The following is a 15,285-nucleotide window of genomic DNA, read 5'->3' as shown; positions in this document are numbered from 1 at the left end:
TTTTTTTACTTATTTTTTACCAAAATTATCTAAAAAATAGCATGAAATGAGGGAGTTTGCACGACCTCTGTTTCGATGACGCTTTTATATATGTGCAAAATAATATTTTTAATGTATTATGTTATTTTTTCATCTAAATGCTACTATTTTCTTTGTGTTTGTGGTAAAATCAAAGAAGGAGAAAGAAAAAAATCGAGGTGAAATTATGGCTATTCCAAAATACCAATATATTAAAGACGAACTCAAGAATAAAATCATCTCAGGTCAATTTGCGAGTGGAGACAAATTTTATACTGAAGCAGAATTGATCGCCATGTATGATGTGAGTTCTATTACCGTCGTACGCGCTTTGAACGACCTTGCCAAAGATGGCTATATTGTCCGTCAGCAAGGAAAAGGGACATTTGTATCACGCGCTCGTAAGCACAAACTCGTTGAATTTTCAGATGTCGAAATTTTTGAAACAAAAGATGATAAGGTAACCGTCCTTTCTATCGAACGTGGAAATAAGCTTGAATATTTGGAAAAACTTGGTTTGCGTGGAGACCAGTTCTACTACAAGATCGAACGAATTCGTCAAAGTAATGACGTAACTTATATCTACCACACCTCTTATATTCCCGAACAATATATCAATGCCAACTATCCAAATCTTGACTACTATAGTTCTATCTATACACGGTTCAAGTTGGACTACCACATCCACATGACTGATGAGCATTTTGAGGAAATCAATGAGATTACATTCCCAACCCCAGAGCACGCTGCTTCTGTATTAGGAATCGATACACAATTCCCAACAGTCTTCCAAACCAAGACAACCAAGCTAGAAGCTACTGGTCAAGTTCTGGCCTATAGCGAAACTTATAAGCGAGCAGATTACTACAAGATTAAATTTATCTCAAGTAATCGAGGCCGATAAGAAAAACCTGAGCTTAGACTCGGGTTTTTCTATATCTATTATAGCATGCACCATTTAGTATGAACATACGATAAAAGGTAAATCTATAATTAGTAGCGTTTTTACTAAAAACAAGTAAAATAGTCAGAAAAATTTTCTGCTAGAGCAGATTTGCTAGGAAAAACAGCTTCCTAATCTTATAATTTCCTCCATTTATTATAGTTCTTTCATAAAGCCGCTTGACTTTTTATATCTTAGATAATAAAATAAAAACAGTTTTGTGCAAACGCTATCATACAATATAATAACAGGGAGGTTTTATCATGAAACTAGAAAAGAAACAGCGTTTCTCCATTCGTAAGTACGCGATTGGAGCAGCTTCTGTGCTCATAGGATTTACTTTCGGCACTCAAGCCGTATCTGCCGACAGCGTCACTCCAACACCAGAAAATCCAAGCGTGGCTCAAACCGCTCAGGGAGAACCACTGGCTGCTGAAACATCGACTGAAAGCAAGCTTGAAGAAAGAGTTGAAGCAAAAACCGAGGAGGAGAAGGATGCTTCAGCTACAATCGCTCCAACAGTCGAAAAAACTGAATCCCCAGTAGTTGCAGAGAAAGTTGACGAGACTCCAGTCAATGAAAAAACTATTCCTGCTTCAGAAGAAAACTCAGAACCAGTAAAAATTGACGAAGAAAAGAAAAATGATCCATCAACGCCTGCAACAACGGCTCCGAGCACTGAACGAGCAGCTCAAGTAAATGAAAAACTGGCAAAACGAAAAATGATCTCAATCGATGCTGGACGCAAGTACTTCTCACCTGAGCAACTCAAAGAAATCATCGACAAAGCCAAACATTACGGCTATACTGACCTTCATTTACTAGTTGGAAACGATGGCATGCGTTTCATGCTGGATGACATGACAATCAAAGCCAATGGCAAAACCTATGCAAGTGATGATGTCAAACGTGCGCTCAAAAATGGAACTGATGCCTACTATAAGGATCCAAACGGCAACCACTTAACAGAGAGCCAGATGACGGACTTGATTAACTATGCCAAAGATAAAGGTATCGGACTAATCCCAACAGTCAACAGCCCTGGCCACATGGATGCGATTTTGAATGCTATGAAAGAACTTGGTATTGAGAAGCCAAACTTTACCTACTTTGATAAGGAATCTGCTCGTACCGTTGACCTTGATAACAAAGAAGCAGTTGCATTTACCAAGGCTCTGATTGACAAGTATGCTGCTTACTTCGCTGGCAAATCTGACATCTTTAACATCGGACTCGACGAGTATGCCAACGATGCTACAAATGCCAAGGGATGGAGCGTTCTTCAGGCTGATAAATACTATCCAAATGAAGGCTACCCTGTAGGAGGATATGAGAAATTTATCACCTACGCCAATGACCTTGCTCGTATCGTCAAATCTCACAGCCTCAAACCAATGGCCTTCAACGATGGTATCTACTACAATAGCGACACTAGCTTTGGAACTTTTGACAAAGACATCATCGTTTCTATGTGGACTGGTGGATGGGGCGGATACGACGTCGCTTCTTCTAAACTTCTAGTTGAAAAAGGCCACCAAATTCTTAATACCAACGATGCTTGGTACTACGTTCTCGGACGAAATGCCGATGGTCAAGGCTGGTACAACCTCGACCAAGGACTCAATGGTATCAAGAACACTCCAATCACTTCTGTACCAAAATCTGATGGGGCTGACATTCCATTCATCGGTGGTATGGTGGCTGCTTGGGCGGATGAACCATCTGCACGCTATTCACCATCACGCCTCTTCAAACTCATGCGTAGCTTCGCAAATGCCAATGCTGAATACTTCGCAGCTGACTATGAGTCTGCTGAGCAAGCTCTGAAAGAAGTTCCAACAGACCTTAACCGCTATACTGCAGAAAGTGTCGCAGCTGTAAAAAAAGCTGAAAAAGCCATTCGCTCGCTCGATAGCAACCTCAGCCGTGCCCAACAAGACACCATTGACCAAGCAATCGCGAAACTCCAAGAAGCTGTTAGCAATTTGACCTTCACACCAGAAGCTCAAAAAGAAGAAGACGCGAAACGCGAAGTTGAAAAACTTGCCAAGAACAAGGTAATTTCTATCGATGCTGGACGTAAGTACTTCTCAGCTGAACAACTCAAACGTATCATTGATAAAGCTAGTGAACTTGGATATTCTGATGTGCATCTCCTCCTAGGAAATGATGGACTTCGCTTCCTACTTGATGACATGACCATCACAGCTAACGGAAAAACTTATGCAAGTGATGATGTCAAAAAGGCCATCACCGAAGGAACAAAAGCTTACTACGACGATCCAAACGGAACCACTCTTAGCCAGGCTGAAATCACTGAATTGATCGAGTACGGAAAATCAAAAGGGATTGGACTCATACCAGCGATCAACAGCCCAGGTCACATGGATGCCATGCTTGTCGCTATGGAAAAATTAGGTATCGCAAACCCTCAAGCTAATTTTGATAAAGTCTCCAAAACAACCATGGACCTTGAAAACGAAGAAGCAATGAACTTTACAAAAGCCCTTATCGGCAAGTACATGGACTTCTTTGCAGGCAAGACTAAGATCTTCAACTACGGCACAGACGAATACGCCAATGATGCTACCAACGCCCAAGGCTGGTACTACCTCAAATGGTATGGACTCTATGGCAAGTTTGCTGAATATGCCAACACTCTTGCTGCCATGGCTAAAGAAAGAGGCCTTCAACCAATGGCCTTCAACGATGGTTTCTACTACGAGGACAAGGACGATGTTGAGTTTGATAAGGATGTCATCATCTCTTACTGGTCTAAAGGATGGTGGGGCTACAACCTTGCATCTCCTCAGTACCTTGCAAGTAAAGGCTATAAATTCCTTAATACCAACGGAGACTGGTACTACATTCTCGGTCAAAAACCAGAAGATGGTGGAGGCTTCCTCAAAAAAGCTCTCGAAAATACCGAGAAAACTCCATTTAATCAACTAGCATCAACTAAATACCCTGAAGTTGACCTTCCTACTATTGGTAGTATGCTTGCTATCTGGGCAGATAGACCAAGTGCCGAGTATAAGGAAGAAGAAATCTTTGAACTCATGACCGCCTTTGCAGACCACAACAAAGACTACTTCCGCGCTAACTACAATGCCCTCCGCGAGGAGCTTGCTCAAATCCCTGCAAACTTGGATGGATACAGCAAGGAAAGCTTGGACGCCTTAAATGCAGTTAAAGAAGCTCTCAACTACAACCTCAACCGTAATAAACAAGCCGAGTTAGACGCTCTTGTAGCCAAGCTCAAAGCAGCCCGCCTAGGCCTCAAACCATCAGCAACCCACTCAGGAAGCCTCGATGAAAACGAACTAGCTGCCAATGTTGAAACCAAACCGGAACTCATCACAAGAGCAGAAAAGATTCCTTTTGAGGTTATCAAAAAAGAAAATCCGAAACTCCCAGCTAAGCAAGAAAAGATTGTCACACCAGGTGTAGATGGCGAACGCACTCATTACATCTCTGTCCTTACTGAAAATGGTAAACAAACAGAAACTGTTCTAGATAGCCAAGTAACCAAAGAACCTGTGACCCAAGTGATTGAAGTCGGTGCCCCTATTACTCACAAAGGAGATGAAAGTGGCCTTGCTCCAGCTGCCGAAGCGAAACCGAGACTGGATATCCAAGAGGAAGAGATTCCGTTCACTACTGTGACACGTGAAAATCCACTCTTACTCAAAGGGAAGACTCAAGTTGTTACTAAAGGCGTTAACGGTCGTCGCAGTCATTACTACTCTGTGAGCACTACTGCTGACGGTAAGGAAGTAAAAACTCTTGTAGATAGTCTTGTGACTCAAGAAGCAGTAACCCAAGTTATTGAAGTCGGAACACTTGTAACCCATGTAGGGGATGAACACGGTCTTGCTCCAGCCGCAGAAACAAAACCGAGACTGGACATCCAAGAGGAAGAAATTCCATTCACTACTGTGACACGTGAAAATCCTCAATTGCCAAAAGGACAAACGCAAGTTGTTACTAAAGGCGCTAACGGCCACCGTACTGCCTTCTACTCTGTAAGCACTACTGCTGATGGCAAAGAAGAAAGAACACTTGTCAATAGCGTAGTAACACAGGAAGCAGTCGCTCAAGTCGTTGAAGTCGGCACTGCCGTTGAGAAAGCTGAGCAAACTGCACCAACTACTGTCAAAGCAGATGAAAAACAACTCCCTGCAACAGGAAGTCAAGACTCTGCAGGCTTGGTCGCAGCAGGACTCATGGCGACTCTAACAGCCTACGGACTAACTAAGAGAAAAGAAGATTAAGATTCTTCTAAGAGAATACGAAAAAGCGAGATTGAATCTCGCTTTTTGTTGTTATGATTAGTCACCGAGTCCGATACGTTCAAAGATATCATCCACTCGTTTGGTGTAGTATGCAGGGTTGAAGATTTCATCAATTTCATCTTGAGTGAGACGTGAAGTTACTTCTGGATCTGCTTCGAGAAGTGGTTTGAAGTCCACTTGATTGTCCCAAGAGTAGGCTGTTTTGGGTTGAACAAGGTCGTAAGCTTGCTCACGGGTCATACCTTTCTCGATCAAGGTCAACATAGCACGTTGGCTAAAGATAAGACCAAACGTAGAGTTCATGTTGCGGACCATGTTTTCTGGGAAGACTGTCAAGTTCTTGACGATATTTCCAAAACGGTTGAGCATGTAGTCGATCAAGATGGTCGTATCTGGTGTGATGATGCGCTCAGCTGATGAGTGAGAGATATCACGTTCGTGCCAAAGAGCTACGTTCTCATAAGCTGTCACCATATGACCACGGATAACACGCGCCAGACCTGTCATGTTTTCAGAACCGATAGGGTTGCGTTTGTGAGGCATAGCAGATGAACCTTTTTGCCCCTTGGCAAAGAATTCTTCCACTTCGCGTTGTTCAGATTTTTGCAGACCACGAATCTCAGTCGCCATACGCTCGATAGAAGTCGCGATGCTGGCAAGAACTGCAAAGTACTCAGCGTGAAGGTCACGAGGAAGGACCTGTGTAGAGATTTCTTGAGCATGGATACCAAGCTTATCGCAGACGTATTTTTCAACGAATGGTGGGATGTTGGCAAAGTTCCCAACCGCACCAGAAATTTTACCAGCTTCAACGCCAGCAGCCGCATGCTCGAAACGCTCGATGTTACGTTTCATTTCGCTGTACCAAGTGGCCAATTTAAGACCAAAAGTTGTTGGCTCAGCGTGCACACCGTGGGTACGACCCATCATGATGGTGAACTTGTGCTCCTTAGCCTTTTCAGCGATGATATTGGTGAAGTTTTCAAGGTCACGACGGATGATGTCATTGGCCTGCTTGTAAAGGTACCCGTAGGCCGTATCCACCACGTCAGTAGAAGTCAGACCATAGTGGACCCACTTGCGCTCTTCGCCAAGCGTCTCAGAAACCGCACGCGTGAAAGCCACCACATCGTGACGCGTCTCCTGCTCAATCTCCAAAATACGGTCGATGTCAAAGTCCGCCTTCTCGCGAATCAAAGCCACATCTTCCTTAGGGATTTCCCCCAATTCAGCCCATGCCTCGTCAGCTAAGATTTCTACCTCAAGCCAAGCACGGTATTTATTTTCTTCACTCCAAATGTTCGCCATCTCAGGGCGAGAGTAACGGTTGATCATGTTGTTTCCTCCTTAAATAATTCTTTTACGATATATCCTCTTTTTAAAGTTTCTTCCGTTGTCTTCCTATATATTCTTTTATCATTATATTTTTTTATATTTTTCTTTTCAAAATATTTCTCCAATTCTTTATAAGAATCTGAACTTTTTTCAAATTCTCTATTAAAACATTGAAGTTCCCCATCTTCTCTTTTCGCAACTGAGATAGTGTCTGTTTCTATTTCTCCAAAAAATGATTTATATGTAATTTTGAGTTTCAAATTTTTTAGATCTACATGACTCACCCCTGTAACTTTAATATAAAACACACTATTCTCACCTTTATTGATAATCTTTTCTCTAAATTTTTTGTCTTTGTCTAGTGTTTTGCCATCAACTTCCGCTTTTACATCCGTAATGAACGCAAGTCCCAATCCTACATTCTCTACATCTAGTGGAAAAATCACAAACTGATCATCAGAACTATTAGAGTTACAGATCTCATAGTCTAAAACTGCAGTCCTTTGCTTCTGATCAATAATTCGATATGGGTAAACACCTATTGAAATACGATACCTCAAGTAAGGTCTATGACTATTAAATAAATCAATTTTTGATTGTTTTTTTTGCTCAGTCAATGTCAAATTAATACCTAAAATAGTCACAACTGCACCAATTATAGCACCAATTATAGTACTAATCAGACTTGACCAAAATTCCATATTTAATCTAAATATTTTTAAAACAAAATCTTGGGTATCAATACAAAACAAAATTATGATTGCTATAATAATTATGATTGCTATAGTCAAGAAATACTTTTTACTCATTTTCTCCCGCAATATCTTCAATCAATCTTCTACGTTCTTCCTGAAATATATATTTTTTATATAAACTACTTTCTTTTAGCTTTTGATAAAATGCTTCTTGATTAATTTCTACTCCACTATTTTCTAATTTCTTTATTATAGCATCAAAAGAATCTGCTTTATCTATCATTTCCAATAAATTAGGATTTACTATAAATACTTCTTCGCCTGAACAACTTTTTTCAATCAACCCTAAAATATTATGTGGAAAAATACAATCTAAAAATATTACCTCTTTATACTTATCTTTAAAACCTTCAATTCCAATCTCATCACAAAATCGTTTAATCTTTTTTGTTTCGAGATACATACATTCTGGGGACTTATTTGTAAAAGCAACTATTATATATGAAATATCATCTTTTTCAGAAAATATTTCCTGTGCAATATCTTTACTTCTAGATGTTGATACACAAGGAATTTTCGATTGAAAAGGAGCTTTATCTTGTACAATATGTAAAATACTTAGTACTTTTAAATACATATCATAATAAGAGTAATTGTATGTAGCTTTATAATTTTTTATCTTCTCAATTATAGTAGAAATATCGCCAGATATACCATAAGTGGCAAAATTTTCAAAATTTTCTTTTAAATGTTTTAATATTAGTTTAAAATTTTCGTATTCGTTTTCATTCCACTCTTCCAGAGTATTATAACCCAAATCATTTTCTAAACCCTTAAATAAATTAAATCTTGCTTTTTCACCTCCAATAAAAATAAAGTCATTAAAGCCCTTATATGTTTTTTTATCTATCCCTCGAAATACCAACCTTTTCCTTAATGAATAATATACAGCTTCAACCAACTTCTTTTTATTTCCAGTAATTTTTCTTTTTTCATTATCATAACTTCCATCACTAGCTAATTTGTATGTTACATACTTCATTTTAACTACTAACACCCTTTCAAAAGTAATAGATTTCCTAACAAAGATAAAACAGCAAATCTTATAATTTATGTCCTGTCTTACTACTCAAACTCCTCTTTTCCAATAAACACAGATGGGTAGTGATTGAGTGTATTCAAATCTGTATCCAATGGTAAATCATAAATTGCTAAATAGTTTTCAGGATATTGAGCAATTAGCTCTTCATATTTAGCTTGTATCTTATCTTGGTCAGCACTAGCAAACAAGACTTCGACAACTGCTCCAGTCTTATCCTTTTCAACAAATGCATTTACGATTATTTGAATCATAGATTTCTCCTAAAAATCAATCCCTTCCCCAAACTCCTCAACCTCATCTGGCACATCACTAAACAAAGTCACATGTCCCATCTTGCGATTGTGCTTTGCTTCTATTTTACCATACATGTGGAGGTGGGCGCTTGGATTTTCTGTGACATATTTTTCAGCGGCCTCGACATGCTGGCCGAGGACATTGAGCATAACAGCAGGCGCATGTAGTTTGATGGCTGGCAATGGTGCTCCCAGAACACCCAAGATATGGGTATCAAACTGGGAGAAGTCACAGGCTTCAATCGAGTAGTGTCCTGAGTTATGTGGGCGTGGGGCAATCTCATTGACGATGATATCATCGGCCGTCGCAAACATTTCCACACAAAGAGTTCCAGACAGGTTAAGCTGTTCAGCGATTCGCACTGCCATGGCTTTGGCTTTTTCGGCTAGGCTTTCTGAAATGCGAGCTGGGACAATGGTCTTCGAAAGAATATTGTTGCGATGGATATTTTCCTGAACTGGGAAAACCGTCACATCCTTGCCATTTCCTGACACGATGATGGAAATTTCAAGATCAAAGTTGACAAATTCTTCCAAAACGCAGTTTGCTGAGTCAGCTAGCGCATAGGCTTCTTCCATGTCTTCTGCTGAGCGAATGACCTTTTGCCCATGTCCGTCGTAGCCACCAGTCGCCGTTTTGAGGACATAGTTTTTCGACAGGTCCATATCTGCCAAATCTTGGCTAGAAGTTACGACCTTGTAAGGTGCAACAGTGACTTGGGCCTTGTTTGAGAGGAAGTCCTTTTCAAAGATGCGATTTTGGGAAATGCGGAGCAGATCTGTCCCTTGAGGGAGTTGCCCATCCTTGACAACCGCATCCAATCCGTCGGCATCGACATTTTCAAACTCATAGGTGAGGATATCGCAACGTTCCGCCAACTGACGAAGAGCATCCACATCGTTATAAGGTGCCACAATGATTTCCGCCACGCGAGAGGCCGGGCAATCAGCCGCAGGATCCAGCGCGATAACCTTGTGCCCCATGTAGATAGCAGAAATGGCCATCATCTGACCCAGCTGACCGCCACCGATAATTCCGATTGTTTTAGATGAGCTCATTTGTCGACTCCTCTGCGATTTTTCCTTGTTCTTCTGCAAAATCTGCCAAAACTGTCGCAATAGACTGGTCCTCGACAGAGAGGAGACGAAGGGCAAAGAGGGCAGCGTTAGTCGCTCCAGCTTCACCAATAGCCATAGTTGCAACTGGTACTCCTCCTGGCATCTGGACAATCGAGTAAAGAGAATCCACGCCACTAAGAGCACGTGATTTGACTGGTACACCAATGACAGGAAGGGTTGTTTTGGCAGCAACCATACCTGGCAAATGGGCTGCACCACCAGCACCAGCGATAATGATCTTGATACCGCGACTACGTGCTTCCTCCGCATGCTTGAACATGAGGTCTGGTGTACGGTGGGCGGAAACAACTTTCTTTTCGTAGGCTACACCGAAGCGGTCTAGGACTTCGGCTGTTTTTTGCATGGTGGTCCAGTCGGATTTTGAGCCCATGATGATGGAAATTACTGGTTTCATTTCTTCTCCTTTTTTAATAATCGTCTAATGTAGTGCGGACATAAGCGACCGCCTATGGCGTTCCATTACTAAAACTGGAGCCTAGGTCTCCAGTTTTCCGCTCCTAGTAGCAAAGCTACTAGGAGTTCCACTACTGCGACGATTATCCTATAGTGGCTCGCTTTCGCTCGCCATGGCAAATATGTCTGTTAATCTTTTATGGCCTTGCTTCCGATATCGGTTCGGTAGAAGAGGCCTTCTGTGTTTTGTTGGGCGAGTTCTTGGTAGATGGTGTCTTGGGCTTCTTTGACGGTGGCTGCTGTGGTGACGAGCATATAGACACGTCCACCGTTTGAGAGTAGTGCTCTGCTATTGTCCTCAAACTTAGCCCCTGCATAATAGGTGATGATGTCGCCTTCGGTCTTAGTTGGCAACTCGACACCCTTTGCATAATCTAGCGGGTAGCCCTTGGATGCGACAACCACACCCAGAGTCACACCCTTATTCGTCCACGTGATGTTTGGCTCCTTGCCATCGAGAATATCCGTGATATTTTGCGCAAAGTCAGACGTCAGGCGAGGCAGGATAATCTGTGTTTCGGGATCTCCAAATCGAGCGTTAAACTCTATAACCTTCGGACCGTCAGCAGTCAAAATAAGCCCCGCGTAAAGAATACCAAGATAAGGACGACCTTCTTTAATCATCCCTTCAAGAACTGGCTTGACAATAGTCTCAACCGCTGTGTCAACCACGCTCTGTGGCAAGTGAGGAACTGGCGCATAAGCTCCCATACCGCCCGTGTTAGGGCCCTTGTCGCCATCGTAAGCACGTTTGTGATCCTGAGCCGTCGGCATGATGTAGAACTTGTCCCCATTGACAAAGGCAAAGAGAGAGAACTCTTCCCCGTCAAGGAATTCCTCGATGACCACACGCGCGCCTGAATCACCGAATTTATTGTCCAAGAGCATCTCATGAGCAGCTTCTACTGCTTGCTCGACTGTCTCAGCAACGACAACACCTTTCCCAAGCGCCAATCCATCCGCCTTGACTACGATTGGGGCACCTTTTTCTTCGATATAGGCCTTGGCCTCCTCGAAATCTGAAAATGTACCATAGGTTGCTGTCGGAACGCCGTATTTGACCATAATTTCCTTAGCAAAATCCTTGGACCACTCTAGCTCAGCTGCAGCCCTTGTCGGACCAAAGGCCTTAAGCCCAGCTTGGTTAAAATCATCCACAATTCCAGCAGCAAGGGCATCATCTGGTCCAATGAAGGTCCAAGCAATATCGTTATCCTTTGCGAACTCTATTAACTTAGAATGTTCGGAAATAGAAATGTTTACCAATTCCAGACCATCCAGAGTCATTCCGTCATTTCCAGGAGCTACAAAGACTTTTTCAACGTCTTTTGACTCAAGCAACTTCTTAGCAATCGCATGTTCACGACCACCCGAACCGACAATTAACAGCTTCATCTCTCAACCTCTTTTGCGAATTATTTACTATCATTATATCACAAACGTTCGTTTTAATCTTGTTTCACTTAGCATTTTAAGCTAAAAAAAGGAAAGAAACTGTTTTCTTCCCTTTTGCTTCTTAATGTCTAAAATGTCTCACGCCTGTAAAGACCATGGTCAAGCCATATTTGTCAGCAGCCTCGATAGACTCTTGATCACGAACGGAGCCACCTGGCTGGATGATGGCCTTGATGCCTGCTTTAGCGATTTCTTCCACGTTATCGGCAAATGGGAAGAAGGCATCCGAAGCAAGAACCGCACCGTCCAGACGATCTTTAGCTTGGTCGATGGCAATACGAACAGAGGCCACACGGTTAGTTTGACCCGGACCAACACCAAGTGTCATGTGGTCATTGGTGATGATGATACCGTTGGATTTGACGTATTTGATAGCTTTCCAAGCGAACTCGAGGGCGGTTGCTTCTGTCTCGGTTGGCTGGCGTTTGGTCACCACTTGCCAGTCAGTTGGTCTTTCCTTGACCACGTCTTGGTTTTGCACGAGAAGTCCACCTACGACACCTGTGTATTCTGCTTCTACTTCGCTAGCATCTTGAGCGTCAAACGGCAACTCGAGGATACGCAAGTTTTTCTTTTTATTGGTCAAAATAGCTAGCGCCTCATCCGTATAGCTTGGCGCGATGATGATTTCAAGAAAAACGCCGTGCATCTTTTCAGCTGTCGCAGCATCCACCTCACGGTTGAGAACGACGATACCACCAAAGATAGACACTGGGTCAGATTCATAAGCGTAGTCCCAAGCAGTCTCGATGTCATCTGCCTGACCGATTCCACATGGGTTCATGTGTTTCAAAGCCACAACGGTTGGAAGGTCTTTGAAGTCACGGATGATCCGGATTGCAGCATCCGCATCACGGATATTGTTAAAGGATAATTCCTTACCGTTAAGCTGTTTCGCTGAAGCAATGGAGTAATCAGTCGGCAAAGCTTTTTGGTAGAAGTCCGCATCCTGTTGAGGATTTTCCCCATAGCGCATGGCTTGTTTGAGGTCATAGGTTAAAGTGAGTTTTTCAGGCTTGCTTTCGCCGACCTGAGCTGTAAAATACTCTGCAATCAAAGCATCATAAGCTGCTGTGTGACGGAAAACCTTAGCCGCCAAACGTTGACGCGTTTCATAAGTGGTTTCTCCGTTAGCTACCAATTCATCAAGCACCACTGCATAGTCCACAGGATCTACCACAACTGTTACGCTGGCATGGTTTTTGGCAGCTGAACGAAGCATAGAAGGCCCACCAATGTCAATATTTTCCACCGCATCTGCATACTCTACACCCGGTTTAAGGATAGTCTCTTTAAATGGATAGAGGTTTACCACAACAAGGTCAATGAGCTCGATTTGATTGTCTTTGGCTGCTTCCAAGTGACTATCCAAGTCACGACGAGCCAAAAGTCCGCCGTGTATATTTGGATGAAGAGTCTTAACACGACCATCCATCATCTCTGGAAAACCAGTCACATCATCGATGGCAATAGTCTCTACCCCAGCATTTTCAAGGGCGACCTTGGTTCCACCTGTTGAGATGATATCCCAACCAAGTTTTTTAAGTTCTTGGGCAAATTCAACAATACCCGCTTTGTCTGAGACGCTGATTAAGGCGCGTTTAGTCATGTTTTTTCCTTTCATTTTCAAACTCTCTACCTGCGCATTTTTCGATTCATAAAGTATAGGGAGACGATTACCACGACTCCCAAAATTACTGTCAGTAAAAATCTCCCCCAATAGGGAAACTCTGGGAAGAAAAAATTTACCAGTAAACGTAGAATGATTGCCAAGGTAATCAAGGCAAGTGTTTCCAACCATTTTTTCATTTACTTGTCCAACAATTCTCTAATGACCTCTGGATACAACTTGTACTCTGCTTCATGAATCCGAGCTTCAAAGCTTTCGATTGTGTCATCAGCCAGCCGCGGCACGCGCACTTGTTTGATAACCTTGCCTGTATCCACACCCGAGTCCACCCAGTGAATGGTAACACCACTCTCAGCAACACCAGCATTCCAAGCATCCTCAATCCCATGAGCTCCTGGAAATTCTGGCAGGTAGGCTGGATGGATATTGATGATTCGACCTTCATAAGCCACCAATAAGGTTGACCCAACGATTTTCATGTAGCCTGCTAGGCAAACCAAGTCAATCTGGTGCTCATCCAAGAGTTCGACAAGGGCTGCTTCAAAGTCTGCCTTGCTCTCAAACTCCTTGAGTTCAAAAGCATAGGACAGAACGCCGAGCTTGTCTGCACGCTCAAGCACATAGGCATCACGATGGTCTGAAAAGACAAACTCCACTGGAAATTCTTCGGCAATCACCTGAAAATTTGAGCCATTACCAGAGGCAAAAACCGCTATTTTTTTCATTTGATGATGACACTTTCGTTTTCTTTCTTGACGATGCGACCAATTTCATAGAATGGTTCATCCAACAATTCCTTGATCCGCTCGATATTTTCAGGCTTAACTGCCAGCATAAGCCCCACACCCATGTTGAAGATTTCAAACATTTCTTCGTGTTTGATCTGACCGTATTTCTCAAGAGCTTTGAAAATCGGAAGGACTGGAACTTTGTCTTCTTCGATTTCTGCTGCTAGATCGTCTGCAAACATGCGAGGGACATTCTCGATAAATCCACCACCTGTGATATGGGCAATGCCGTTGACCAAGCCTTCCTTGATAAGGGGTAAGACAGCCTGGACATAGATACGAGTCGGCTCAAGAAGAACTTCCTTGAGTTTCTTGCCTTCCAATTCTGGCAGGATTTCCTCACCTGTGTAGTCGGCAAAAACACGACGCACGAGTGAGTAGCCATTTGAGTGAATACCACTCGAAGCAAGTCCGAGCAGAACATCCCCTTCTGCCACTTTTGAGCCGTCGATGATTTGGGATTTTTCAGCCACACCGACCGCAAATCCAGCCAAATCATAGTCATCTTCGCCATACATACCAGGCATTTCAGCCGTTTCCCCACCGATGAGGGCAGCACCAGCCTGCACACAACCCTCTGCCACACCAGCTACGACTTGTTCTAGCTTAGCTGGTTCATTTTTACCAGTCGCCACATAATCGAGGAAATAGAGGGGCTCCGCACCTGCAGCGATGATATCATTGACACACATGGCTACACAGTCCTGCCCAATCGTATCATGCTTGTCATACTTGATGGCCAACATGAGCTTGGTCCCGACGCCATCAGTCCCTGAGATCAATACGGGCTCTTTGACACCTGTTTTTGAAAGGTCAAACATGCCACCAAAGCCACCTAGAGCTCCCATGACACCCGCACGCTCCGTACGCGCTACATGCTTTTTGATCCGTTCAACTACTTCATAACCCGCTTCAACATCCACACCCGACTGGGCGTACGCATTTTTATTTGCCATTTTATTTTTCCTTTTCTTTGAGAAGATTGCGACGTATTTTTAGATAAACAATTATTTTATACTCAATGAAAATCAAAAAGCAAACTAGTAAGCTAGCCGCAAGCTGTACTTGAGTACGGTAAGGCGACGCTGACGTGGTTTGAATTTGATTTTCGAAGAGTATTATCTAAAAATACTAGTCA

The 15,285-nt window shown here is 42.7% G+C and carries 12 protein-coding genes; 2 read left to right on the top strand and 10 right to left on the bottom strand.

Annotated elements, in window-relative coordinates; all coding sequences use genetic code 11:
• The first annotated feature begins 205 nt into the window (after nucleotides 1-205).
• Together FGK98_RS00570 and strH are read left to right on the top strand one after the other, a co-directional pair.
• Nucleotides 206-922, top strand: a complete 717-nt coding sequence (locus FGK98_RS00570; RefSeq protein ID WP_138099623.1) for a GntR family transcriptional regulator — start codon at nucleotides 206-208, stop codon at nucleotides 920-922.
• 302 nt (nucleotides 923-1,224) lie between these two features.
• Nucleotides 1,225-5,235, top strand: a complete 4,011-nt coding sequence (strH, locus tag FGK98_RS00565; protein WP_138099622.1) for an LPXTG-anchored beta-N-acetylhexosaminidase StrH — start codon at nucleotides 1,225-1,227, stop codon at nucleotides 5,233-5,235.
• 57 nt (nucleotides 5,236-5,292) lie between these two features.
• Here the strand turns inward: strH and purB are convergent, their stop codons facing one another.
• The 10 genes from purB to purM all read right to left on the bottom strand — a co-directional run bounded on the left by purB (nucleotide 5,293) and on the right by purM (nucleotide 15,103).
• Nucleotides 5,293-6,591 (bottom strand): adenylosuccinate lyase, encoded by a 1,299-nt coding sequence (purB, locus tag FGK98_RS00560; RefSeq protein ID WP_138099621.1) that lies wholly within the window; start codon nucleotides 6,589-6,591, stop codon nucleotides 5,293-5,295.
• Nucleotides 6,588-7,400, bottom strand: coding sequence for a hypothetical protein (locus tag FGK98_RS00555; protein ID WP_138099620.1), 813 nt, complete (start codon nucleotides 7,398-7,400; stop codon nucleotides 6,588-6,590). The genes purB and FGK98_RS00555 overlap by 4 nt, the downstream gene beginning before the upstream one ends.
• Nucleotides 7,393-8,328, bottom strand: coding sequence for a hypothetical protein (locus FGK98_RS00550; RefSeq protein ID WP_138099619.1), 936 nt, complete (start codon nucleotides 8,326-8,328; stop codon nucleotides 7,393-7,395). The genes FGK98_RS00555 and FGK98_RS00550 overlap by 8 nt, the downstream gene beginning before the upstream one ends.
• An 83-nt stretch (nucleotides 8,329-8,411) precedes the next feature.
• The gene (locus tag FGK98_RS00545) at nucleotides 8,412-8,639 is read right to left on the bottom strand and encodes a phosphoribosylaminoimidazole carboxylase (protein WP_138099618.1); all 228 of its coding nucleotides are present in this window, start codon (nucleotides 8,637-8,639) and stop codon (nucleotides 8,412-8,414) included.
• A 9-nt stretch (nucleotides 8,640-8,648) separates the two neighbouring features.
• A complete protein-coding gene (gene purK / locus FGK98_RS00540) occupies nucleotides 8,649-9,740 on the bottom strand; it encodes a 5-(carboxyamino)imidazole ribonucleotide synthase (RefSeq protein WP_241993317.1) in 1,092 nt (363 codons plus the stop codon).
• Nucleotides 9,727-10,215 (bottom strand): 5-(carboxyamino)imidazole ribonucleotide mutase, encoded by a 489-nt coding sequence (gene purE / locus FGK98_RS00535; protein ID WP_138099616.1) that lies wholly within the window; start codon nucleotides 10,213-10,215, stop codon nucleotides 9,727-9,729. The genes purK and purE overlap by 14 nt, the downstream gene beginning before the upstream one ends.
• 188 nt (nucleotides 10,216-10,403) lie before the next feature.
• Complete coding sequence (purD, locus tag FGK98_RS00530) at nucleotides 10,404-11,669, bottom strand: phosphoribosylamine--glycine ligase (RefSeq protein ID WP_138099615.1); 1,266 nt, start codon at nucleotides 11,667-11,669, stop codon at nucleotides 10,404-10,406.
• Between the two features lie 121 nt (nucleotides 11,670-11,790).
• Nucleotides 11,791-13,338, bottom strand: a complete 1,548-nt coding sequence (gene purH / locus FGK98_RS00525; RefSeq protein WP_138099614.1) for a bifunctional phosphoribosylaminoimidazolecarboxamide formyltransferase/IMP cyclohydrolase — start codon at nucleotides 13,336-13,338, stop codon at nucleotides 11,791-11,793.
• A 200-nt stretch (nucleotides 13,339-13,538) separates the two neighbouring features.
• Nucleotides 13,539-14,084 carry a phosphoribosylglycinamide formyltransferase gene (purN, locus tag FGK98_RS00520; protein ID WP_138099613.1) on the bottom strand — a complete coding sequence of 182 codons (546 nt, stop codon included), beginning with the start codon at nucleotides 14,082-14,084 and terminating at the stop codon, nucleotides 13,539-13,541.
• Nucleotides 14,081-15,103 (bottom strand): phosphoribosylformylglycinamidine cyclo-ligase, encoded by a 1,023-nt coding sequence (gene purM / locus FGK98_RS00515; protein ID WP_138099612.1) that lies wholly within the window; start codon nucleotides 15,101-15,103, stop codon nucleotides 14,081-14,083. The genes purN and purM overlap by 4 nt, the downstream gene beginning before the upstream one ends.
• Nucleotides 15,104-15,285: the final 182 nt, after the last annotated feature.

The sequence above is a fragment of the Streptococcus australis genome, from assembly GCF_901543175.1.
GTDB classification, from domain to species: Bacteria; Bacillota; Bacilli; order Lactobacillales; family Streptococcaceae; genus Streptococcus; species Streptococcus australis_A.
Note: the sequence above shows the minus strand (reverse complement) of the source record. Positions and strands in the feature narration are given on the sequence as shown.